19 protein-coding genes and 1 riboswitch are annotated in these 21,299 nt (G+C 57.4%); of the genes, 10 read left to right on the top strand and 9 right to left on the bottom strand.

Features of this window, described 5'->3' with window-relative positions; genetic code table 11:
- The first annotated feature begins 9 nt into the window (after positions 1–9).
- Positions 10–294, top strand: coding sequence for a MoaD/ThiS family protein (locus L4X63_RS03030; RefSeq protein ID WP_250677110.1), 285 nt, complete (start codon positions 10–12; stop codon positions 292–294).
- Entirely contained in the window at positions 295–963 is a 669-nt protein-coding gene (locus L4X63_RS03035; RefSeq protein ID WP_250677111.1) for a HesA/MoeB/ThiF family protein, read from the top strand.
- Positions 964–992: 29 nt separating this feature from the next.
- On the opposite strand, the gene L4X63_RS03040 is transcribed toward L4X63_RS03035, so the two are convergent.
- Positions 993–1,322, bottom strand: a complete 330-nt coding sequence (locus tag L4X63_RS03040) for a cytochrome C (RefSeq protein WP_250677112.1) — start codon at positions 1,320–1,322, stop codon at positions 993–995.
- Between the two features lie 559 nt (positions 1,323–1,881).
- Between L4X63_RS03040 and L4X63_RS03045 the strand changes: the two genes are divergently transcribed.
- From L4X63_RS03045 to L4X63_RS03080, 8 genes are all read left to right on the top strand, one after another.
- Positions 1,882–2,748: an AraC family transcriptional regulator gene (locus tag L4X63_RS03045; protein ID WP_250677113.1), complete on the top strand. Its 867-nt coding sequence runs from the start codon at positions 1,882–1,884 to the stop codon at positions 2,746–2,748.
- A gap of 372 nt (positions 2,749–3,120) precedes the next feature.
- Positions 3,121–3,525: a hypothetical protein gene (locus L4X63_RS03050; protein WP_250677114.1), complete on the top strand. Its 405-nt coding sequence runs from the start codon at positions 3,121–3,123 to the stop codon at positions 3,523–3,525.
- Positions 3,526–3,589: 64 nt separating this feature from the next.
- Positions 3,590–5,365: a caspase family protein gene (locus L4X63_RS03055; protein WP_250677115.1), complete on the top strand. Its 1,776-nt coding sequence runs from the start codon at positions 3,590–3,592 to the stop codon at positions 5,363–5,365.
- The gene (locus L4X63_RS03060) at positions 5,362–6,246 is read left to right on the top strand and encodes a DUF4384 domain-containing protein (protein WP_250677116.1); all 885 of its coding nucleotides are present in this window, start codon (positions 5,362–5,364) and stop codon (positions 6,244–6,246) included. Before L4X63_RS03055 ends, L4X63_RS03060 begins: the two co-directional genes overlap by 4 nt.
- A gap of 179 nt (positions 6,247–6,425) precedes the next feature.
- Positions 6,426–6,626, top strand: a complete 201-nt coding sequence (locus L4X63_RS03065; protein ID WP_250677117.1) for a cold-shock protein — start codon at positions 6,426–6,428, stop codon at positions 6,624–6,626.
- Positions 6,627–6,838: 212 nt separating this feature from the next.
- On the top strand, positions 6,839–8,926 hold the full coding sequence (locus L4X63_RS03070) for a methyl-accepting chemotaxis protein (protein ID WP_250677118.1): 2,088 nt from the start codon (positions 6,839–6,841) through the stop codon (positions 8,924–8,926).
- Positions 8,927–9,175: 249 nt separating this feature from the next.
- Positions 9,176–10,117 (top strand): DUF6268 family outer membrane beta-barrel protein, encoded by a 942-nt coding sequence (locus tag L4X63_RS03075; RefSeq protein ID WP_250677119.1) that lies wholly within the window; start codon positions 9,176–9,178, stop codon positions 10,115–10,117.
- A gap of 254 nt (positions 10,118–10,371) precedes the next feature.
- Positions 10,372–13,587 (top strand): tetratricopeptide repeat protein, encoded by a 3,216-nt coding sequence (locus L4X63_RS03080; protein ID WP_250677120.1) that lies wholly within the window; start codon positions 10,372–10,374, stop codon positions 13,585–13,587.
- Positions 13,588–13,658: 71 nt separating this feature from the next.
- Here L4X63_RS03080 and L4X63_RS03085 read toward each other — a convergent pair whose 3' ends face one another.
- From L4X63_RS03085 to L4X63_RS03120, 8 genes are all read right to left on the bottom strand, one after another.
- Positions 13,659–14,153 carry a DinB family protein gene (locus tag L4X63_RS03085; RefSeq protein WP_250677121.1) on the bottom strand — a complete coding sequence of 165 codons (495 nt, stop codon included), beginning with the start codon at positions 14,151–14,153 and terminating at the stop codon, positions 13,659–13,661.
- Positions 14,154–14,251: 98 nt separating this feature from the next.
- Positions 14,252–16,210, bottom strand: a complete 1,959-nt coding sequence (locus tag L4X63_RS03090) for a hybrid sensor histidine kinase/response regulator (RefSeq protein ID WP_250677122.1) — start codon at positions 16,208–16,210, stop codon at positions 14,252–14,254.
- A 74-nt stretch (positions 16,211–16,284) separates the two neighbouring features.
- Positions 16,285–16,361, bottom strand: a riboswitch (cyclic di-GMP riboswitch).
- 264 nt (positions 16,362–16,625) lie between these two features.
- Complete coding sequence (locus tag L4X63_RS03095) at positions 16,626–17,138, bottom strand: OmpA family protein (protein ID WP_250677123.1); 513 nt, start codon at positions 17,136–17,138, stop codon at positions 16,626–16,628.
- 57 nt (positions 17,139–17,195) lie between these two features.
- Positions 17,196–18,221, bottom strand: coding sequence for a thymidylate synthase (locus L4X63_RS03100; RefSeq protein ID WP_250677124.1), 1,026 nt, complete (start codon positions 18,219–18,221; stop codon positions 17,196–17,198).
- Complete coding sequence (locus L4X63_RS03105) at positions 18,218–19,201, bottom strand: nucleotide kinase domain-containing protein (RefSeq protein ID WP_250677125.1); 984 nt, start codon at positions 19,199–19,201, stop codon at positions 18,218–18,220. The genes L4X63_RS03100 and L4X63_RS03105 overlap by 4 nt, the downstream gene beginning before the upstream one ends.
- Positions 19,202–19,274: 73 nt before the next feature.
- Positions 19,275–19,901 (bottom strand): dTMP kinase, encoded by a 627-nt coding sequence (locus tag L4X63_RS03110; RefSeq protein WP_250677126.1) that lies wholly within the window; start codon positions 19,899–19,901, stop codon positions 19,275–19,277.
- A 2-nt stretch (positions 19,902–19,903) separates the two neighbouring features.
- Positions 19,904–20,623: a dCTP deaminase domain-containing protein gene (locus L4X63_RS03115; RefSeq protein WP_250677127.1), complete on the bottom strand. Its 720-nt coding sequence runs from the start codon at positions 20,621–20,623 to the stop codon at positions 19,904–19,906.
- Positions 20,624–20,650: 27 nt separating this feature from the next.
- A complete protein-coding gene (locus tag L4X63_RS03120) occupies positions 20,651–21,298 on the bottom strand; it encodes an Nmad2 family putative nucleotide modification protein (RefSeq protein ID WP_250677128.1) in 648 nt (215 codons plus the stop codon).
- Position 21,299 lies beyond the last annotated feature (1 nt).

Below are 21,299 nucleotides of genomic sequence, written 5' to 3' on the forward strand. Positions count from 1 at the left end.
CGGCAAGCCATGGTGCTCGTCCAGCTCTATGGAACCCTGCGGCTCATGCTGGCGGGAAAGGCCTCCGTGGAACTTCCCTGGTGCGAGGGCGATACCGTCGGATCGCTGCTCGAGCGCTTCCAGGCGGGGGAGCGGATCCCGGTCACCCACAAGCTTATCGACGGCAGCAAGGCCCTCCACACCGGCACCATCATCCTGCTGAACCGCAGGAACGTGCTGCACCTGCAAAAGCTCGACACCCCGGTGAACGACGGCGACGTCCTGGCGCTTTTCCCGCCGGGAGCGGGAGGTTGAATGGCGGCCGACCGTTATGACCGGCAGAGATTGTTCTGGGGAGACGAGAAGCAGCAGCGGATCGCCGCCGCCACCATCCTCGTCGCGGGGGTGGGGGGATTGGGGGCCACAGTCTGCCAGATCATGGCACGGGCCGGCATCGGCCGGATGCACCTGGTCGACCGGGGGAGGGTCGAGCTGAGCGACCTGCACCGCCAAAGCCTCTACGCCGAGTGCGACATCGGGAAAAGCAAGGTGGAGGTGGCTAGGGAGCGGCTCCGGGCCATCAATTCGGAAGCCGGGGTAGTCGTCCAGGAAACCGCGATCGGGAAGGGATTCACCGTGCCGGGGGATGTCCAGGTCGTCGTCGACTGCCTGGACAACTATGAGAGCCGCTTCGACCTATACGCTGCCGTACCGGATGGCGGACTCTTCGTGCATGGAGGGGTGCAGGGGGATCGGGGGCAGGTCCTCACCCTCGTCAAAGGAGCCTCCCAGCCGCTACAGGAGATCTACGCCGGCAGCAGCCAGCCCGAGGGAGCGATAGAAGTGAGTCCGTACAGCGTCTTCGTGGTGGCGGGGCTTATCTGCAACGAGTTGTGCGATCTGCTGGCCGGCTCCCCGAGGCTCGTGAACCGGTTCCTGGTCGTAGACCTGACCATTCATACCCTTTCTTACCTCGACGTGTAACCGCCGCCGGCCAGCCGTATCGCCTTCCTTTAACGCTGCGCTTCGTCCACCAGGTAGTTCAACAGTTCCACAGCCGCCTTCACCTCGGCTTTGGACATGTTGGAGTCCGGCTTCCTGAGCATCTTCACGCCGTACGCCTTGGTCGCCTTGTGGTCGAAAGGCTGTCCGGAAATCGGGGCGACCCCGGTCTGGACTGCAACGACGGTCCGCTCCAGGGTATGGCATTTGACGCATCGGGCCCGGACAATGTCGTAGTGCCCCTTCATGCTGACCGGAATGGAAGAGGGATCGAAGCGCAGAGAGTCCCCTTTTCCCACCGTTCTCACCGCCGCATGAGCCGAAGTTGCTGTAAGAGCCACCAACGCCAACAGAACCAAGAATTTTCGCATGTGAATAAATCCTCCATAGCAATGTTAAGACTAGCCAATTAGAGAGGAGTGGAGTGAATCTCATTCGCAGCCTGGCCAGTGAACCACGGATGAAGAAAATACTTTTAGGGCCACATAATAATTACTTTTAAATTACAATCAAGCAAAATATGACTTCCTGCATGAATGTATACAGTTTATCCCTGCACCGATGGCGCCTCACCCCGCGCCGGCGGCGATTCGCCCCATCCCCCCCCGCACCCTGACTAGGTCATCCGCAACCCGCCCTACGGCTCAAAAGCCTGCCTCCGCCCATCCATAACATACTAAAATGCCTTCCGGCCACTACGCACACTACCCCTTGACGCACTGCTTAAGGCAGTGCTGATCTTCATTAGCTTAATTTATTGCACCCCAAGACACGGTTGCCGCCTACTGCTTCGATTTCGTCACGAGCGATGGAGATTTCGCCCTCGGCCAAAGTGAGCAATTTCGGTCAGGTATTGCCATAGCGGCTGTGCTAGGATGCCCGGCAAGTTGAGGGGGACAGGTGGGCAGGGATACGGCAAAGGCATATGCGCAGCGCTTCGAAAGGGTCTTCGACTATATAGAGCGGCACCTGGACCAGCCGCTGAGCGTCGAGCAGCTGAGCCAGGTGGCGCACTTCTCGAAGTTCCATTTCCACCGGCAGTTTTCACTGTACACGGGGATCGGGGTCCTCGCCTACGTGAGACTGCTCCGCCTGCGGCAGGCCTCGTACCGGCTCGTCTTCCGCCGCCAGGAACGGATCACCGACATCGCCCTGGACGCCGGCTTCGACAGTCCGGAAGCGTTCGCCCGCGCCTTCCGGCAGGCCTTCGGCCAGCCCCCCTCCCAATTCAGAAAAGCACCCCAATGGCAGCCGTGGAGCGAGCGGTTCCGGCTGCCCCCCCGTGAAAGGAGAGAGAAAATGGACGTAAAGATTACCGATTTCGCCGAGACCCGCGTCGCCATCCTGCAGCATCGCGGCGCCCCTGGCAGGATCAACGACTCCGCGCTCAAGTTCATCGAGTGGCGCAAGGAAAGCGGGCTGTCGCCCAAGGACAGCAGCAGGACCTTCGGGGTCGCCTACGACGATCCCGAGGCCACGCCCCCGGAAGAGTTCCGCTTCGACATCTGCGGCGAGGTGAGCGAACCGGTGCCGGAAAACCGGCAAGGGATCGTGAATGGCGTCATCCCCGGGGGGCGCTGCGCGGTCGTTCGCCACCTCGGTTCCCACGACCGGATCGGCGAAAGCATCTATCCCCTTTACCGCGAGTGGCTCCCGGAAAGCGGCGAGGAGCTGCGGGACTTCCCGCTCTTCTTCCGCTACCTGAACCTCGTCCCCGACGTCGCCGAGCACGAACTGGTGACCGAAATCTATCTGCCGCTGAAGTAAAAAGCCCCCCACCGTTAAAGCTCGGGAGGCATGCATTGACATGAGTGGGGTGTCTGTTAGCATAAAGACACTCTGCTTTGTCATCTCGCATCCGAAAGTATCCTGTCAGGGAGGCTTTTGTATGAGGAGCAACCTTCCTTCAATACCAGCTCGCCGCTCACCCTGTATCCCACATCCTCGTCCCCTCTTGATCCAGAAAGATCGATCCGCCGGCACGATCGGAACCATCCCTCAGACAACGGCCGCCTCTCTGCAACTACCGCCTGTTCCTAACACCGCGTCGATATCGCCAGCCATACTCACCAGGTTCCAGGCGAGGCGTCTTGCCGCGATCCGGTAGCTTTTCCGGCGCGGGACCACAGAGGAGGAGTCATGCACGAGGGGAGTCCGTGCGCGAACAACCGCCCGGCAACGCGATCTTGCCTGATGGCGGCGGCCTTTGCCGCCGTTTTGGGAACTGCCGCCCCTCTTTGGTCGGCAGATTTCGCCAACCCGGCCGCGCGCCAGGAGGGAAACCAGGTCCTTTTGGAGTACGACCTGGTCGGCAGCAGCAGGGAAAACCAGCGGGTGACTGTTTATATCGAATTCGGCGGCAGGCGCTACGCCGCCACCGATCTCCACATAACGGGTAATTTCGGCGAAAACCTCAAGTTCGGCGGCCGGAACCGGGTCTCGTGGGATCTGCTTCGGGATCTCCCCTCCGGGCTGAAGGGGGAGGTCACCTGGGAGCTCGGGCTGTCGGCAGGGCCGAGTTTCATCCCCCCCCCAAGCCTCTAATCGTGCCGCGGGCGTCCGGCCCATTTCCGGGGCCGGCTACCATCTTCAGAAGGGAGGATGCCATATGAGAACGGCGGAAATCGCCATCGTTGTCCTGGCTTTGTTCATGGCGCTTCCGCCCCCCGTCTCCGGACTCAGGGTATCGACCCAGGTCGACATCGCGCCGGCCGTACCGGGACCGCGGAAGACCCTCCCCTTGCCCGATCTTAAAATCGGCCCCCCTGAGATCGCGTCCCCGGACGGTGTCCCGTCGGTGGGCAAAGGGCTCCCGTCCAGGGTCGTCTTCTCCCTTGAAAACGCCGGCCAGGGAGACGCCAATGGAATAAGGGTCACGATCCGCCCCGTGGACAAGCATGTGGAGGCCCGCTGGCTCGAGGCCGGCTCCTCGGCGAACATCCCCCCCGGTAAAAAGGGGAAGTTCGCCATTACCGTAACGGTCGGCGAAGATTTTGACGGCGAGCGGGGACTGCCTCTCAAGATCGAGCTTTCCACCCGCAACCCGGTAACCACGTCCGAAAGGGTGGTCACCCTCGCCTACGACGGAAGGGAACCGCCCCCCAGGCTCGAAGTGGTCGCGGCCCAGGCCGAGTCCGCAAACGGCGAACCCTTTCTGTCCAAGGGGCGCTCCAGGGTCGTTTTGACCATCAAGAATAACGGGGAGGGGGATGCCAGGGGGGTCGGCGTCCTGGTGGAACCGGGCGACCGGAACGTCGCCGTTGAGAGCTCCGGACGCTGGTGGAAGCCGTGGTCCGGCGAGAGCAGGGCACTGGTCCGCTCCCCCGGCGATGCCAGCAAGGTTTCCCTGCCCCGTGGCGAGAGCATGACGGTGGCCTTCGAGGTCGAGATAGCTGCGGCCTTCCGCGGCGGCAACGAGCTCCCGCTTTCCCTCACGCTCATGGCCGGGGCGCCGCGCACCTCGAGCAATGCCCGGGTCCTCCTTCCCTACCGCGAGCCGGTGGCCGCCGCGCCCCCTCCCAGCGGGAAGGAGGGAACGTCCAAAGTCTCCGCCATTTTTGGCAGCACGATGGATTTTCTGTCATCCACCACGAGGAAGCTTTTCGGCTCCAGCGGCGCCAAGGTCTCGGTTCCGGCCCAATCCCGGGCCTTTACCGGTAACGACCATGCGGTGGTCGTCGGAATCGAACACTACCGGGGGGGGCTGCCAAACTCGGACTACTCGAACAACGATGCGCAACTGGTGAAGGGCTACCTGCTGGCTTTGGGCTTCGAAGAGAGGAACATCGACACCCTGACCGATGAACGGGCGACCCTGGCGGACATACGGGCTTCCGTGGAGCGCAAGCTCAAAAACCGCATCACGCGGGAGAGCCGGGTGTTCTTCTACTATTCGGGGCACGGCGCGCCGGACCCGGTGAGCGGAGAGGGATACATCGTGCCGTTCGACGGCGACCCGAGCTACCTCGCCGACACCGGCTATCCCCTTTCGAGGCTGTACGACAGCCTCGGCAGGCTGAACGCCGCGGAGGTGACCGTCGTGCTGGACAGCTGCTTCTCCGGGACCGGGGGGAGAGGGCTCCTGGCCAAGGGGGTCCGGCCGCTGGTGGTGAAATCCTCGGCCGCGGCGATCCCTTCCAACGTCGCGGTCCTTACCTCCACCTCCGGCGTGCAGATCTCCACCACCCACCAAGACGGCAAGCACGGCCTTTTCACCTGGTATTTCCTGAAGGCCATAAGCGAAGGGAAGAAGAATCTCGCCGAGATTTACCAGTTCGTGCGCCCCCAGGTTGCGGATGACGCGAAGAGGCAAAACGTCGAGCAGACCCCGTCCGTCAGCATCGAAGGGGCGAAACTCGAAACGATATTCGTGTTACAAAAATGAGCCCCGAAGCCCCCCTCAAGATCGGCGGCAGGAAAGCCGCAGGACCATCGCTGCTGCCGATGATCCGCCTTTTGATCGTTTGCCTTTCGGCCGCGGCGGGAGCCGGAAGCGCCCTGGCAGCCGGAGCATCGGCTCCCGTCTGGGTGGTGGCCGTGGGAGAGGCGCAGGGAAGCGACTACGACCCTCCAAAGGAAGTGATGGAGCGTGCCCGTAACGAGGCCAAACGCAGGGCCGTCGACGAAGCGGTCGGCACCTTTTTGAGGTCCCACACCCTGGTCAGCAACGGGCAGCTCGAGGAAGAGTTCACCTATGCGCAGGTCCGGGGGAGGATCGAAGAGGTCAAGATTCTCGGCGAAGAGCGGGACCGGGAGGACCCGAACCTCTTCCGAGTGAAACTGAAGGCCCTCGTCAGTCCGGTACTGCCCCAGGAGCGGGGACTGGAAATAAAGCTGGCACTGTCGCGCCATGAACTGAAGGAGGGGGACCGGATCCAGATCCATTACCAGGTCAATGCCGACAGCTACGTGTACATCTTCTCGATAGCCGCGGACAACTCGGTGACCCTTCTTTTTCCAAACCGCCTGCTACACGATAACCATGCCCGGGCAGGCACGGGGTACGTTTTCCCTCCCGACAACGCATCCATCCACCTGGAAGCAAATTCCCTCCCGGGGATGAGGAATAAGCCGTCCCGCGAGAAGGTCAAGCTCATCGCCACTCGCGGGCGGGAGATCCTCCTCGAGAAGGGGTTCCAGGAGGGAATCTTTCAGGTCTACGACGCCCGCTCGACCGGACTGGTGGGCGATTTGGCGAGGAAACTGAACCAGCTGGAGGCCACCGACTGGGGAGAAGCGGTAACGTCCTACACGATAACACCGTAGCTTTCCGGCCGAGGGCAGCGGGGCTCCCCCCCCTTCCGAAGGGGCATCCGGTGCCCGTTTCATCTTTTTTTCGATTTGTCGCATATATAGCTTGCCTTATTACGGCACTGCTGTTAGTGTGGCCAGAGTCCAGGCGATCTGGACAATAACGCAAGCAGAACAAAAGGAAAGCAACGTAAATGGTAAACGGTACTGTAAAGTGGTTTAACGACAGCAAGGGGTTTGGTTTCATTCAGCAGGACAACGGCGACGACGTGTTCTGCCACTTCTCCGCCATCAGCGGCGACGGCTTCAAATCCCTTGCTGAAGGCGATAGCGTATCCTTCGAGGTCGTAAAAGGCCCGAAAGGCCTCCAGGCCGCCAACGTGACCCGGATCTAGCCTCAAGCGACATCCCGATACACGAAATAGAAAAGCCCCGGCAACCCCGGGGCTTTTTTTGTTCTGCACACCCGCCTCATTCCCCGCCCGTTACCGCCCCTTCATGGAAAATAACTATTTGGCATGTTTTTACCAACATGTGCAATAATGAGAAACTTCGTGCTCCCGCCGAACAGCGCATGAAGTATCCTCTACTCCAGTGAAAGGGCCGTATGTTCTCCAGCATCAAAGCAAAGCTTACCCTCCTTACCGCCCTGGGCTTCCTGGCGGTAACCGCCAGCGTCTCCCTCTCCTACTTCATCGCCGTCCGCGAGATCAAGAACATCATGCAGGCCGACGTCTCCGCGGTTGCCGACGCCCTGGAGAAGAGCGTCAACTACATCGCCACGGTAAAACCCGCGGCCTTGCAGGATACGAGTTTCAAGAAGGCGATCTACGACGTGAAGATCGGCAAGAGCGGGTACGTCTACCTGCTCGATCCTGCCGGCACCCTGATCGTGCATTACAAGGAGGAAGGGAGAAACCTCGCCGGCCAGCCGCACATCGACTACATTCGCAGCCATCCCGGCAATGGCTTCTACGAGTACACCGCGCAAAGCACCGGCCAGGAGAAGATGGTCGCCTACCGCTACATACCCTCCTGGAACGTATGGGTGGTGCCCGGAGTCAACAAGGCCGATTACTTCAACGAGCTGAAGTCGAGTTTCCTCAAATGGAACATCGCCTGCGGCACCGTCCTCATCCTGCTTCTTTCCGCCGGGAGCATCCTCATCGGCAGGAGGATAGCGCGGCCGGTCCGGCAGGCAGCGGAGCTGGCCAACCGCCTGGCCACCGGCGACCTCTCCATCGCGGCCGCCACCGGCATCGAGAGTTCCGGTGGCGAGGTCGGGGCCCTCCTCACCGCCCAGCACGCCATGGTTTGCGGCCTGAACGAGATGGTCGATCACGTCAAGCAAAGCTGCCGGTCGCTCTCCGGAATTTCGGAAACCGTCTCCGCCTCGGCCGACGTGGTCACCGAAGGGGCGCAGACCCAGGCCCGCGCCGTCGCCCAGGCCTCCCAGGCCGCCGACGCCATCCACGCCTCCGCAGAGATGGTGAGCGAGGGGATCGAGGTGCTTTCCGTTTCCACCGCCGAAACGGCCTCCTCCACCCTGGAGATGCGGGCCAGCGTCGAAGAGGTGGCGCTTACCATGGAACAGTTGGCCTCCGCGGTCGAAGACGTGAGCTCCTCGGTGACCGAGATGAGCGCCGCGGCCAAACAGATCGGCCTCAGCGTGCAGGGGCTGATGGAAGTCTCCTCCAACGCCGGAGCTTCCATCCAGCAGATGGAATACTCGATCCGCCAAGTGGGGGAGAACGCGGAAACCACGGCGCGCATCTCCAACGGCGTCCTCGCCGAAGCCGAGGCGGGACGAGGCTGTGTCCAGGCCACCATCGCCGGTATCGAGGAGATACGGGACGCCTACCGCAGCACCGCCGAAGTCATCTCCGCCCTCTCCGGCAGCGCCGCCGGGATCGGGGCCATCCTCCACGTCATCGACGGCATCACCTCCCAGACCAACCTCTTGGCCTTGAATGCCGCCATCATCGCCGCCCAGGCCGGAGAGCACGGGAAGGGTTTCGGGGTGGTGGCCGGAGAGATCAAGCAGCTGGCGGAGCAAACCAAATCCTCCACCGTCGAAATCGGGCGGGTCATCAACGACGTCCTGGAGAAAACCGCGTCGGCAGTCGGCACCCTCCAGGCGTCGCAGGCCAGCATCGACTCGGGTGCCGCGCTTTCCCGCCAATCAGGAGAAGCCCTCGAGCGGATCGTGGGGGGGATGAAGATCTCGGCCGGCCACGTGGCGGAGATCGCCCGGGCCACCGTCGAGCAGGGGGTAGGCGGCCAGATGATCATGAAGGGGATGGAGCAGATGTCCGACATGGTGAGGCAGATCAGGCAGGCGACCAGGGAGCAGGAGAAAGGGAGCGAACTGATCGTCGCCACCGTGGAGCATATGAAGAGTCTCAACAGCCAGGTGTTCAACTCCGCCCGGGAACACAACGGGGCCAGCGCCGACATCGCCCAGGCGACCGAACGGATCACCTCCATGGTGCAGCGGATCAAGGACGCCTGCAGCGAGCAGCGCGACTGCGGCATCCGCATCGCCGCCGAGATGGAAACCATCACCCGTTCGGCGGGCGGCAATCTCGAAGCGAGCGGTGGCCTCGCCCGTGCCGTTCAGGGGCTGACCGCCCAGGTGGACTCCCTCCACCGCGAGATGGACGCCTTCCGTACCGCCGACCGCTCCATCTCCTGACCGGCCCCGAAAGGCCTCCCGGCCGCCAACGTGCCCCGGATCTAGCCTCGAGCGACATCCCCGATACACGAAGCAGAAAAGCCCCGGCACCCCCCGGGGCTTTTTTTATATTTTCCCCTCCACGATCGGAAGCGGGTCTCATAGCGCGCCATATTATCCCAGCCTTTTGCCCCGCGGTTGTGAATTGCCCACGACATGGTAAAAAGGCACAACAGATAAAATCTTCGGTAACCCTAAGGCAGGACTGGGATGAAAAGGGACTTCACCATTATCGTTGCGGTAGCTGCCGCGTGGATCGCTTACGCCATGGCGCCTCCGGTCGTGACTGCGGAAACGACCGAGTTCGGCATGACGATCCAGCAAAACGGAGCCCGGGAACAGGCCCCACGGCCGCCATTGTTCAACTCGACGCTGGAAACGTCGTACACCACGCCGGGCAAGGCAAAGTTTCAAGGAGTCAGTTACGGAGAGAGTGGCGCGTACAACCTGAGGGCGGGTTTGGGGAGTGCGCTTCCGTTGGGGAGGGAGTGGAGCGTACCGCTGGAATTGCGATTTCAGACTCTTTACCTGGGCACGCTCCCGGGGGTGCCGATTCCCGGCCAGATCGCCACCCTCCACTTCGGAACCGGCCTGAGGTATCGCCCCAACGATAGGTGGAGCTTCGTTACCCTCGTTACCCCCGCCCTCTACAAATTCAGCGACGTCGGCGGAAATGACATTGGGATCTCCGGTGCCGCGACGGCAATATGGAACTACAGCCGATCGGTAAAATATGCCTTCGGGATCATCGTTGCCCCCGACAGCGACATCAGGGTGCTGCCGGTAGCGGGCGTCGATTGGGCGATCAACGACCTCTTCGACCTCCGTCTCATGTTTCCCAAGCCGCGCCTGATCTACACCCCCGGCGGCCACTGGAGAGTGCACGCCGGTGCCGACTTCAACATGGCCACCTTCCGCACCGGCAATACCCTCGGCACCTCCATCGGCCTCCCCCAATACAACGATGCCCTTGCCACCTATCGCGACATCCGGACCGGAGCCGGCATCGGCTATCGCTTCCGCAAAGCGCTGACCGTGGAAGCCGAAGGCGGCTACTCCGTGAACCGCCAGCTGGACTACCGCCGCCTCGGCCAACGAGTCGAATTCGATCCCGCCCCCTACGCGAGCTTCAGCCTCCGCCTGCTCTTTTGACATTCCCCACACCGGTGCCCCATGCAGTGCCCTCCGGCCGTCGAAGCCCGCCACCTTCCCGGTAACTGAGAAACACGAACCTTTGGCTATTGACAGTCACATCCTTCAACCTAAAATGATTAAAAATTATTTATCTTAGTCCCCACCTGCCACCAGGTAACGGGGGCTTAGCGTCGCGTCGTGGTACCGGAGCCTTGCTTCGCGCCCATCCCAAGGGGCTCCACCGTCACGGCGCTCCATTTCCGGGAGGGAGCATGAGCTGGCAACACCATGTCCAATCCGCTGAAAGTGTCCTCGACGCCACCCGCATTCCGGGCTCGGAGGAGATCATCTCTCTTATCAAGCAGGTCAACCCTACCTCGCTTCAGCTCGGCGAGGCCGACCGGGAGCAGGGCTACCAGATCAAGAACCGGCTACAGAACTTGCTGCTGGAAAACTACGGCGAGGTCTTCCACCTGGTTCCCCATCCTTGCAACCCGGGAATCGTTCTTATCAAACACAAGGTCCTCCCCTCCGTCGATGCCTGCCACACCGATTACTCCGCCCTCTCGCTCAAGGCGCTCGACACCCTCGGAGAAATAGCCCCGCCCGCCGTTAAGCCCGCGGCCAAAAGCGCGCACAATGCGGGGCCCGCGAGCTTCCCGAAATCGCGCTCGCCCCGGGAACTTGTGAGAAACGCTGAACTGCTGATCGAGCGGTACGAGTATCCCCAGGCGGAGGATCTGCTGGCGGGCCTCCGTATCTCCGGCAACGACGATCTGCCGCGGCTGGTGAAGGCGGCTCAGATGCTGATGGGGGACATGGGGGCCTATCAGAGAGCCATCGAGCTCCTGCTGGCACAGCCCCGGCCAGTACTGAACAACAAGGCGACCCGCGAACTGCTCGCCCTCGCCTACTACGGTAACGGCATGATCGCCGAGGCGCGGGCCCTGCTGGATGCCGCCCATCCGGGGGATCTGGGCAAAAGCGCCCTCCATGCCTACGCCGACATCTCCTTCCGAGACGGCAAGCTCTCCCATGCCTACGATCTTCTTAACCTCGCCGAGGAAAAGAGTGGGTTCGTTGCGGCCCTTGCCGGTCTAAGAAAGGAGATAGAGGGCGCTATTTTCGCCGAAGTGGAGCCGTTGTTACGGGAGGCGGAGGAGAGCTTAGCCCGCCACGATCTCGCCGGGGCGGAGTCGCTTGCTAAAAGGGCGCTCTCCCTGTATCCCCACTGCCGGGAAGCGCGGCAGTTGGCGGTGAAGACCGAGGCCCGAAAGTCCGCGACCGAGGCGCAAAGGCTCTGGAATCGGCTGGGAGAGTGCGCAACCTCTGCGGAAAGGCTTGAACTGCTCGCTAGGCTTCTCGTGCTGGACAAAGAGAACGGCGAGAAGATCCGGGAACTCATTACCTCGGAAAAGGAGGGACAGAAACGGGAGGCGCTGAATGATCGCCAAAATGCCCTCGCGGCCTGCTGCGCTGGCCAACAGTGGAGCGATTGCTTCGATATCCTGCTGTGGCTCCAGCGCCAGGGGGACGAGGAGAGCTACCGGCGGGCCTGCCGCATCGATGCCCGCTTCTCCGTTTTGTACCGCAACGCGAAACTGCAAAGACTCCCGGATCCGGAGGCGAAGGAGCTGTGGCTTGATTTCGTGAGGCTGAAGCAGCTGCATGAGGAAGGATCTGCCGAAGGATGCTGGGATCTTGCCCGGGCCTTGAAAACGTACTTCCTCTCGTATCCCGCCTTCAAGGAGGAATACGACCGGGCCCTCGAAGCGGAACGGGATAAGGCGAGAGACGATATCTCCCTTATGATGGCGCACCTCGATGAAATTGGGACAGAAATAGAGGAGATGGAAGAAGCCGAGGAAGCGTGGGAGGATTCGGAGGATTCGGAGGAGACGGTTGAGACGGTTGAGACGGTTGAGACGGTTGAGACGGTTGAGACGGTTGAGACGGTTGAGACGGTGGAGACGGTGGAGACGGTGGAGACGGTGGAGACGGTGGAGACGGTGGAGACGGTGGATTGGGAGGACACCGAGGGTTCGGAGGATGCGGACGGTGAGGAGGAACTGGAGCAGACGACCCGGCAGGCCAGGGCGGCTCTCATTACGGAAGCGAAAAGGGTGGTGAATCTCATTCGAAGGCGTTTGCCGGTACTACCGGCAGGGGAAGCGGCCGGGTACCGGATGGATGCGGAAGCCATACTGGCATTTCTTGAGGGAGACCCCGGCCAAAACGCCAGCATACTCGACTACCGCAGCGCCCTTCTCTTGGGGAACGTCGTGGAGGCGGCAGAGATCAAAGAAGCACACCGGTCTCTGGAAGAATACTTGACGATGGTCGAGAACCAAGTTGCCGACACGTTCGCGATCTCGGCCGAGCCGGTCAACCTGGCTGCTTTGCCCGACCCCCGCGAGGCACTCACGGAGACATCGGCTCCTGACGGGATGGAGGTGCTCTGTTGCACGCCGCGGCATCTGCTTTTCAGGCAGGACGAGGAGACCATCGTCATCGTGAACGTCCTTCGCAACAGAGCGACCAGGTACCGCTCACCCAACTTCAAAAATCTCGGCGTGATGGATTACCTGCACGAGAAGGATCTGTTTCTGTTCATCAACACCGCCACGAATAACAACGTATGGAAGGCCATCCTTTCCGAAACCGAAAGCAGGTTCACCGCTACCTTCGAAATCACCAGCCATTTCAGCTTCCAGCCGGGGGCAAGCTTCGAGGGCCTGTTCATTTCCAGCGGCAAGGACAACGCCTACTACGCCTTTATCCGGGAACCGGAGAGGTCCCGGGGCGTGAAGCAGACGTTGGGCCTTTTTGGCAGCAGCGCCGTCGCCTCCTTCGAACTAAGAGACGAGATGAAGGCGGTGCATAGGCTTTCCTCCCATCCGGACAAGTTCGTCGTTATCGGGAACGAGACCACCACGACCCTGGAGAGCAACCTGACCCCGCCGAAACGGTGCAGCCGGGCTGGGACAAGCCAGGAGCTCTCCTGCATCGGCATCGACTCCGAAACAGGCAACATGTACACGCATGGGGATGGGATAGTACATGCGCTGAACATCAAGCTCTACTCGGTGAAGCAATACTACCGGGCGGTAAGCGCTGCTCATCTCGTAGTCACGAACCTGGCGCGGATTTGCGTCGAGAAAGACACCGGGCTCTTCAGCGTTAACAAAAGGGGCATGTTTTACAACTTCTCAACCAACAAGTTCAGCGAGCAATTTTCAACCGCGCGGATTACGTCGATCGAAACGCCTGCCAGATGGTATTGCTGGGACTACGATCAGGTGGCGGACACCCTTAAGTTGCATGACTTCACCGAAGAGGTGGATTCGCTACTGAAATGGCGGGAATTGCTCCGGCCGGACCAAATTGAAGATGAGGCGGCCATAGTGGAATTCGTCAATGTGGTTCAAAACCCCGACCTCTTCACCATCCTCCCGCCGTCCGCGCCGCCGCCCGAGGCGCCAGCGTAACCGGTCAACAGCCGCTGCATGAAGGTGGCGACGGGGACCCGGCCGGTTGGCAGGAGGAAGTGAAAGCGGTACTAGCGTTTCAACTCGGCGAGGATCTCACCCAGATGGTCAACGTGGAACTGGATGTGGTATTCGCCCAGCCCCTGTATCATGGCCTCAAGGGTGGGGTACTCCCCGAGGGGTGAATCCTTCAACTCGGGAATATGCGCCTTCGAGTCCAATTGCTCGTCGCTCAATCCTTCGGCGAAGCGGGTAACGCGGTCATAGTTCCGCTCGCACTCGGCAACCAGTTCCTTAAATGTCATGCTGGCTCTGTGAGCGGTAAAAAACGGGTTTCCTGCGTCCAGGCTGATCGTGCGGGGCTCGCTCTCCAGGAAAGACTGGAGAATCGGCAGATGCCCCTTTCCTTCCGGCCCGCTCAGGTGGGATAAAATCTCCTTCGGTGACCACCGGTCCTTCGGCGCCCGTGACGCCAAATCTTCGTCCACCTCCGCACAGACCAGTTTCAAAGCCTCGACCTTCTGCCGGATCCCCCGGGCCAGATTGCTTCCGCGATTTGTTACCATGGCGGTTCTCCTTTGTAGTCTTCCCCTTACATTCTACCGCACCTTGTTTGGTTCCCATCGCGCCATTTCCCACCCAACTTTTGTCCTCCGATGGACCGTCAGAGCTCTTTTTGCAGGAGCCTCATCAGCAGTTGCCTCACCTGCTCCGTCTGGTAGGGCTTGGAAACAAAGCCCGCAAGAAGGTCTTGTTTTATCGCCAAAGAAATCTCGTTGTTGTCGTACCCACTGCAGATCACGATCGGAACCGTCTTCGACAGCCTGCGCATCTCCTGGTACGCCTTTATGCCATCCATTTTCGGCATGGTGAGATCCATGAACACCAAGTCGATATCCGCTTTCCGCTCTTCGTAGAGATGCACAGCTCCCCCGCCATCTTCGGCAGTGAGCACCGAAAACCCCATCGCCTTCAAGAGTATCGCACCGATTGCCCGCAGCTCCGGCTCATCGTCCACCAGCAAAACGGTCCCCTGTCCGCCCGGATCGCCCTCCCTTGAGTCCGCCGTCCGCAGCGGCGACGCTTTTGCATCTCCGGCACCGGTGCTGATCGGAAAATAGACCTTAAAGATGGTGCCCACTCCGGGGGTGCTCCCAACCTGCAGCGCTCCCGCGTGCGACTTGACGATGCCGATGATGGCCGACATCCCCAGTCCACGCCCGGTGAACTTGGTGGTAAAGAAGGGCTCGAAGATGCGCTTCCGGGTCTCCTCATCCATGCCGCAGCCCGTATCGGCCACCTTGAGACAGACATAGGAGCCGGCAGGAATCGGGTTGCCGAGGAAGTCCGCCTCTTGTCCGGAATCCAGCTCCCGGGAAGAGAGCCCCACCGTCACCACGCCGGTCTGCTCCCCGATCGCCTCGGCAGCGTTGACGATCAGGTTCATGACGATCTGCTGGATCTTAGCCTTGTCGCCCATGATCTCCGGAAGTACGCCGCTCTCCTCGAAGTCGAAGGTAACGTTCTTCTTCATGGCCGAGCGCAGCATCTCGACCATCTCCTGCACCAGCGCCCTCAACTCCACCCGGGACTGCACCAGGGGGCTCTTCCCGGCATAGGCGAGCATCTGCCGGCAGAGGTCTGCGGCCCGGCTGGCGGCGGTCTCGATCTGTTTCAGGTGGGTGCGCTGGGCGTCTGCCTCGTCATCCTCTGCGAGGTAGCAATGCCCCAGGATGATCATGAGGATGTTGTTGAAGTCGTGTGCGATGCCACCGGCCAGCACGCCGAGGCTCTCAAGTTTCTGGGCCTGCTGTAGCTGCTGTTCGAGAGCCAGGTGCTCTTCCTCGATGCGCTTGCGTTCCGTGATTTCCCGCGCCACGTGAACGCATGCCACGAGCTCGCCCTGCTCGTCGTAGAGCGGGGATGCCGTGAGCTCAAAGAACCCCTTGAGGGTAGGTTCCTCGATCTCCTCCCGCTGCTCCCCACCTTCGCCGATCAGCCTGTCAAAAGGGCAGCAGTGGGACGGCGTGGAGCTGTGGTGGAAAACCTCGTAGCACTTGCGCCCCGGCAGATCGGCGGGGCTGAGCCCCAAGCGCTCGGCCATGGCCCGATTGGCGCGCGAGATAGTGTGGTTGGTGTCGACAATAAGGATGAGATCGGAGACGGCATCGAAGGTCTGCTCCCATTCGCGCTTCCCCCGGCTCACCTTTTCCTGGATCTTCCTCCGCTCCTCGAGGATCTGCCACTCCCTCAGCGCCGCTTGGCTGATTTCCGGCAGCGAGGCGTAGGCTTCGGGCGACTTGGCGAGGTAGTCCTGCGCCCCGGCCTTGATGGCCATCACGGCGGTACGCTCGTTCCCCTGAGCGGCCATGAGGATGACGGGACAAATGCCGAAGGTCTTGGCGACGAGGGTATTGTTGTCACCGTCGGCGAGTAGATAGTCGGCGATGACGAGATCGGGAGAACGTCGTTCGAGGTACTCGTAGGCGTCGGGGAGAGCAGCTACCGAATCCATCCGGTACTGCCCGGGAGCGGTGTCGAAAGCCTGCCGAATCGAGGTAGCGGCCTGCAGGTCGCTCTCGACCAGCAGGATTAGGGGGGCGTTGGGGGTGTCGCACAACATGGGGGCTCCGCAATTCACAGTGCTTGCCCCGGACGCAAAATAAGCCGGGGCCGATATCATGAGGATGATGATATTTCGGCAACCCGGCTGTCTCGGAGAGACCCAATAGGCTTTCCGCCCCACCCTCGCGGATGGTTGAGTATTATCGTGTACCAGACTTATGCAGTTATAAGTGAATCACGTTATCTCACGGGGATATTGGAGGTGTCAAGGTAGAATGCTTGGGTCAGGTTTGGCCCCTTTTTGCCCGCCCCTTACAAGCCCACCATCGTCTCCTGCAAAACGTAAAGTCTTAACAGCCTGTCCCCTGAGTGCCGGCTTGCAACCTTGCAAGCCGGCCCCCAGGCTATGATCCAGTATTGCCCACCCTGCCACCCGGAGATCCGATTCGGTATTCGGGTGACAGCCCCGCCTTTTACATCTTGGTGACGGTGAAATCGACGCGGCGGTTTTTGGCTTGCCCCTTTTTGGTCTTGTTGTCTGCGATGGGCTGGCTGTCTCCGAACCCTTTGGCCGAAAGGCGATCGGCCGCAATCTTCTTCTTGGTGACCAGGTAATTCACTACCGCCTCGGCGCGATCCTGGGAGAGCTTCTTGTTCGCTTCAGGATTACCGACGTTGTCGGTATGGCCGTCGACCTGGACGTGGAAGCCAGGATAATCCGCCATGATAGCGGCGATGGCGGTCATGGTTTTATCGCACGAAGGGTCGATTTCCGCCTTACCCGTCTTGAACTTTATCGGTCCCTTCTCGTTCTGCACCTTCTTAAGCTTTTTGGTTATCGCAGAGAGAACGTTGGATTTGGCCCCCGCCGTCACACTCTTTCCGGCCTCCTTGCCCAGAGCCTTAAGAGAATCGAGCTCAGCACTAGCCATGCTCGTCCACACAAGCGCCGTCGCAGCAACCAATCCGATAATTCCTCTTTTCATGCCTTCCTCCTGAAATTGAATTTTTATGCCTCTCTCGTTCCACCCTGAGACAATCCGCTAAAGCTTACCTCCTCCCTCCGGGCACTGCCACCTATTAATCCAGCCGTTCATCAATGACACCAACAACGGATTGGTGCACTTCGCCGTCGCCCAATTCATTTCCTCATACCAACGACGCCTACGTGCACTATCAGCTGCAGCAATCAGAAGCAGATTTTGATAAGCATCGAAACCTTTAGTCCTTTCGCAGACATTGTAAAACTTTTTATAAGTCAATGCTGGCGAAACCAGTTCCAGTAGGGAAGTCCAAATCAACTTGAATATGACATCAAAGTCCCTCTTGTTAGACGTCAGCTCGTCAGTGTTCTTAAATGTGGTAGCAGATTTATTACAGGTGACTTCACAAAGGTCGTCCTCATAAATATGAAGGCTGTCGCTTACTTGGTAGTATCCACCTACTTCGACTCCAAGCCATCCTGCAATAATTTCTTGTAGGGTCGTAAATTGGACTATGTTATAAGGTGTCCCTCTGTACAGGTCGTTACTGCGCATTGTTTGTGACCATTCGAGTTTACCATCACGGATTTTAAGCATCGAAAAAAGGTTACATGGTATATCAGCAGAAGCTGGTATGCCTTTTTCATCAGGCAAATCAGATTTTACATCCCAAATCTGAATGACAACCTGCCTACTATCGGGGTTGCTTTTCAGAGCATGATAAGCCCTCTCAATCTGATTTATTCCAAACTGCTTGATTATTCTGTAGCCATAGGCCCCGTGGTATGTATCTAGGCCACCGGAAAACTTAGGAAGAGCAGGATTCCAAAAATTGATAAAAGCTGCGTCATTACTACCGGCCAAAATCCAAAAGACTTCCGCGATTGCAAATGCAGGATTAATTGCAGGCACCCTCGATACTACCCATCTCTCCCGAGGGTTTTGCAAGTACAGGTTCGCGTGCAAGATTTCCCGCATAGCGCCCAACCGGCTGGGCTGCCTCCTGAATTCAGAGTCATTTTTCAAGAGGGCAAGTGCCTGACGCCAAACATCGTCTGCAGTTTCTCCAGAAAATATTGTGATCATGGAATAATACCTGACTCAATCTTGTGGTTCAAACCCCACTTCGGGGGGTACCAATAAGCTATAGGCTTTGAAAGTGGCTTGAACTTTTGCTTAATTTTTTGGCGCCCTGTCACACCAATAACTTCTGGATGCCTGATTCGAGCATATTTATCGACTTCGCAAAAAATATTTTGGCAATCGATCAACTGTAGTGGTCGTCCCCAGAGAGACTTGAAAGGCAATCCTAATCTTTCAAACTCTACATGCTGCCTTTCTGTAACCATTCTGATGATGTCTGCCTCATCAAGACCGCCTAAATTGCTGAAGCATTTGCGAATGCCATCCCGAGCCCCAGGTCCAGGCACAACAAAATCGTTTTCCTCAAAGCTTAAAAGATCGCTGTAATTTAGGTCGATTACAAACTGATAGGCAAGAAAATCACCAATGGTCGGATATGAACGTAACAACGCAAAAGCTCCTGACAGGGACTGGCAGTCCGCAACTTTGTTGTAAAGTTCATCCTTCATCATTTGCTCAAGCAACGCCAGGTGCATTCGATGTTTCCTCGAATATGGCGAAGCCGGTCCGCCGGATGGCATAATATAGGCAGCTGAGTAAATTCTTGCACCAGCCTCTATTGCAGTCGTCAAGACTGCGTCATATTGATCAAAGGAATAGTCGGCGTAAGTGACTTGGCCAAAGTTTTTGGTCAACAACTCCCAAGTCTCAATTCTATTGAATAATTTGAAAAGAAGGGTCCTAAAAAAAATTTCTGCTGGTTTCTGGCTTCCTGAGTAAATCACGTGTCTGATGAGATACTGGCTAACACGATCAGATGCCCTGTAACAGTTGGTAAACTTATGAACGCGCAGAATTGGGTCGGAAGTCCATGGAGGTAGTGAGGCTTTCTGCCTTGCAAAAAAAATTGCTTGCCTTTCGTTGGCAAACCGCCAATAGGTGTCATAAACGATTGTTGGGATTGCGGGCAAAGACTTTGTCACTATGTCGATTTTAGAGACTGTCAAAGGTGATAACGGAGCAAGGCATAGGTGAAATTGCTCTTGGGCCGATCTTTTAGTCGTGGCTTTCTTTCGCAAGGCGTTTATAGACCTCTAGTATTCGTTTTAGGGCTGCTTCAGGTGATTTATCATTATTTATGACTTCTATTCGGGTTCTTGTAACTTCGCGACCGACAAGGCAATCGTAAGCCTCAACCAATTTCCCCCAGTGCGCCATAGGGGACGGTTCGAGGGTGCTCCTTCGTTTCAAATAAAATACACACATGGGGTGGTGATCACCCCAATGCATTTCCTCAATTTCTACCATTTTTCGGAGAGACTCGGGATTTGCCCCGAACACACTACCATAAATTGCCGTTGACCACCAGAACCTATCCAGCACAATTGTTTGGCCCGAGCGCAAAGCAGGCAATATATCGGACTCTATTGCATCGATGTGAGAGGCTACGTGCAACAATTGCAAGCTAGTAGGATTAATCGTAGTTATGCCGGCATCCCCCATTTGATGGTGGATATCATAGACATGCTTTCCGAGGGTGCCAGAGCAATCGCCGGGAAAAGAGTAATAACTGCACGCCACACCAATGGATTTAAGATAAGAAGAGAACATTTTCGAAATGCTCGTTTTCCCTACACCATCAGGTCCTTCAAAAACAAAAAGATTCGTGCCCATATTTTCCATACTTACTTTTGAGTATGTGAAGCGGTTGACTGCTCTTTATCTTGGTATGTTTTGCTGTTAAAAAAGTATTCTTTTGCCCAAATACCAACGAATAGCATGAAGGTGGCAACCGCGATACTAGTCCAGATTGTTAATCTGTGACTTAGGCTATCATGGTTTTTATTGATCAGTTGCTTAAGGTCATCAATTTCTTGTTTAAGAGCATTGGGAGAAGCAATCCTTCCACGTAGGTTATTCACGTCATTTGCTGTTATGTGCCGCTGATCCTTATGATCACCATCGTACTCGTCTGAATTGCCGTCATCAGTATCTGCAAACCATATAGGAAAGGCGGCCTGCCCACGTTCTAACACAACCGGATTAGGGCCAGCATTGTATACGGCGAATTTAAGCCGTCCACTGAATCCAGGATCAACATGAAATCCGGAGACGTTAATCAAGCCTCGAAATTTAATGCTGGCTCTTATAGATATAAAAGCTATGGCATTCTTAGGTACAGTTACAGTTTCTTCAGTTAAAATAATAGCAAATTGCCCTGGCTCTATACTAACTTGATCATACAGCCCCTTCATTTCGTTCTTTATATCGTTTACAGTAATGAACGATTCTGGTCCAACACTTAAAAGATATTGGCCGTGCTTGATCTTTGCATTCTCAAATGGAAGCACAAGATAATCAGTAATTTGTCGTTGTCTAATTGTATCGCTGCCCCAAAAAGCCATTTACCCCCCTTACACCCATGTAGTTACCTAAATCACTTTTCCTGTTGCCTGATCGGCCCTTTTATGCGCAGTAGTAAAGTTAAATGGCAGATCTAAAATAAAATTTTTGAGATTTTTATACTTATTTTCCATATCAATTATAAATCTGTTTACATTTTCTGAGCCTAGCAACCTTTCATCATGGTCAATTCTATTTTTATAACATACCACGTCTAGATCAACAACTGGTGCACTTTTGCCAAAGTAATAAAAATGCTCCGAAATTAAAACATTTAATGACGAGGTATCCTTTATAACATTTATCACATTTGGAGAACCATCAACTAAGCTATGATGTGAGTCCTCCTGTATCCAATTTGGAGATCCAGCTTCCTGATGATATATGTTGTCACCAACCATCATTACTTTACTTCCGTTTCTCACGGGCTTTTTAAGCTCGAAACGAGAATCTGTCCAGTAATCGTTAAACGTTATAACTTCACATACCTTCATGAGGTAAATACACCTACCTGTCGCCTTTAATCGCCCCCCACCAACTCCCATTATCCAATCACCGGCCTTTGCACTCCGTCTTATTCTCGGCTTACAAGTTGCCAGCGTGCAATACCCATGAAAGGGATTTGGAGCAAATCCAAAGTCCCTATCAACCACGTAAATATAAAGTTTATTGTCCATA

Origin of the sequence: Geomonas sp. Red32 (genome assembly GCF_023652955.1) — a bacterium.
Taxonomy (GTDB): domain Bacteria; phylum Desulfobacterota; class Desulfuromonadia; order Geobacterales; family Geobacteraceae; genus Geomonas.

Excerpts from the sequence above, each read along its gene's own strand:
- L4X63_RS03030 (WP_250677110.1), top strand. The coding sequence starts at position 10 with ATGGTGCTCGTCCAGCTCTATGGAACCCTGCGGCTCATGCTGGCGGGA.
- L4X63_RS03035 (WP_250677111.1), top strand. The coding sequence starts at position 295 with ATGGCGGCCGACCGTTATGACCGGCAGAGATTGTTCTGGGGAGACGAG.
- L4X63_RS03050 (WP_250677114.1), top strand. The coding sequence starts at position 3,121 with ATGCACGAGGGGAGTCCGTGCGCGAACAACCGCCCGGCAACGCGATCT.
- L4X63_RS03055 (WP_250677115.1), top strand. The coding sequence starts at position 3,590 with ATGAGAACGGCGGAAATCGCCATCGTTGTCCTGGCTTTGTTCATGGCG.
- L4X63_RS03060 (WP_250677116.1), top strand. The coding sequence starts at position 5,362 with ATGAGCCCCGAAGCCCCCCTCAAGATCGGCGGCAGGAAAGCCGCAGGA.
- L4X63_RS03065 (WP_250677117.1), top strand. The coding sequence starts at position 6,426 with ATGGTAAACGGTACTGTAAAGTGGTTTAACGACAGCAAGGGGTTTGGT.
- L4X63_RS03070 (WP_250677118.1), top strand. The coding sequence starts at position 6,839 with ATGTTCTCCAGCATCAAAGCAAAGCTTACCCTCCTTACCGCCCTGGGC.
- L4X63_RS03075 (WP_250677119.1), top strand. The coding sequence starts at position 9,176 with ATGAAAAGGGACTTCACCATTATCGTTGCGGTAGCTGCCGCGTGGATC.
- L4X63_RS03080 (WP_250677120.1), top strand. The coding sequence starts at position 10,372 with ATGAGCTGGCAACACCATGTCCAATCCGCTGAAAGTGTCCTCGACGCC.
- L4X63_RS03085 (WP_250677121.1), bottom strand. The coding sequence starts at position 14,153 with ATGGTAACAAATCGCGGAAGCAATCTGGCCCGGGGGATCCGGCAGAAG.
- L4X63_RS03090 (WP_250677122.1), bottom strand. The coding sequence starts at position 16,210 with ATGTTGTGCGACACCCCCAACGCCCCCCTAATCCTGCTGGTCGAGAGC.
- L4X63_RS03095 (WP_250677123.1), bottom strand. The coding sequence starts at position 17,138 with ATGAAAAGAGGAATTATCGGATTGGTTGCTGCGACGGCGCTTGTGTGG.
- L4X63_RS03100 (WP_250677124.1), bottom strand. The coding sequence starts at position 18,221 with ATGATCACAATATTTTCTGGAGAAACTGCAGACGATGTTTGGCGTCAG.
- L4X63_RS03110 (WP_250677126.1), bottom strand. The coding sequence starts at position 19,901 with ATGGAAAATATGGGCACGAATCTTTTTGTTTTTGAAGGACCTGATGGT.
- L4X63_RS03115 (WP_250677127.1), bottom strand. The coding sequence starts at position 20,623 with ATGGCTTTTTGGGGCAGCGATACAATTAGACAACGACAAATTACTGAT.
- L4X63_RS03120 (WP_250677128.1), bottom strand. The coding sequence starts at position 21,298 with ATGGACAATAAACTTTATATTTACGTGGTTGATAGGGACTTTGGATTT.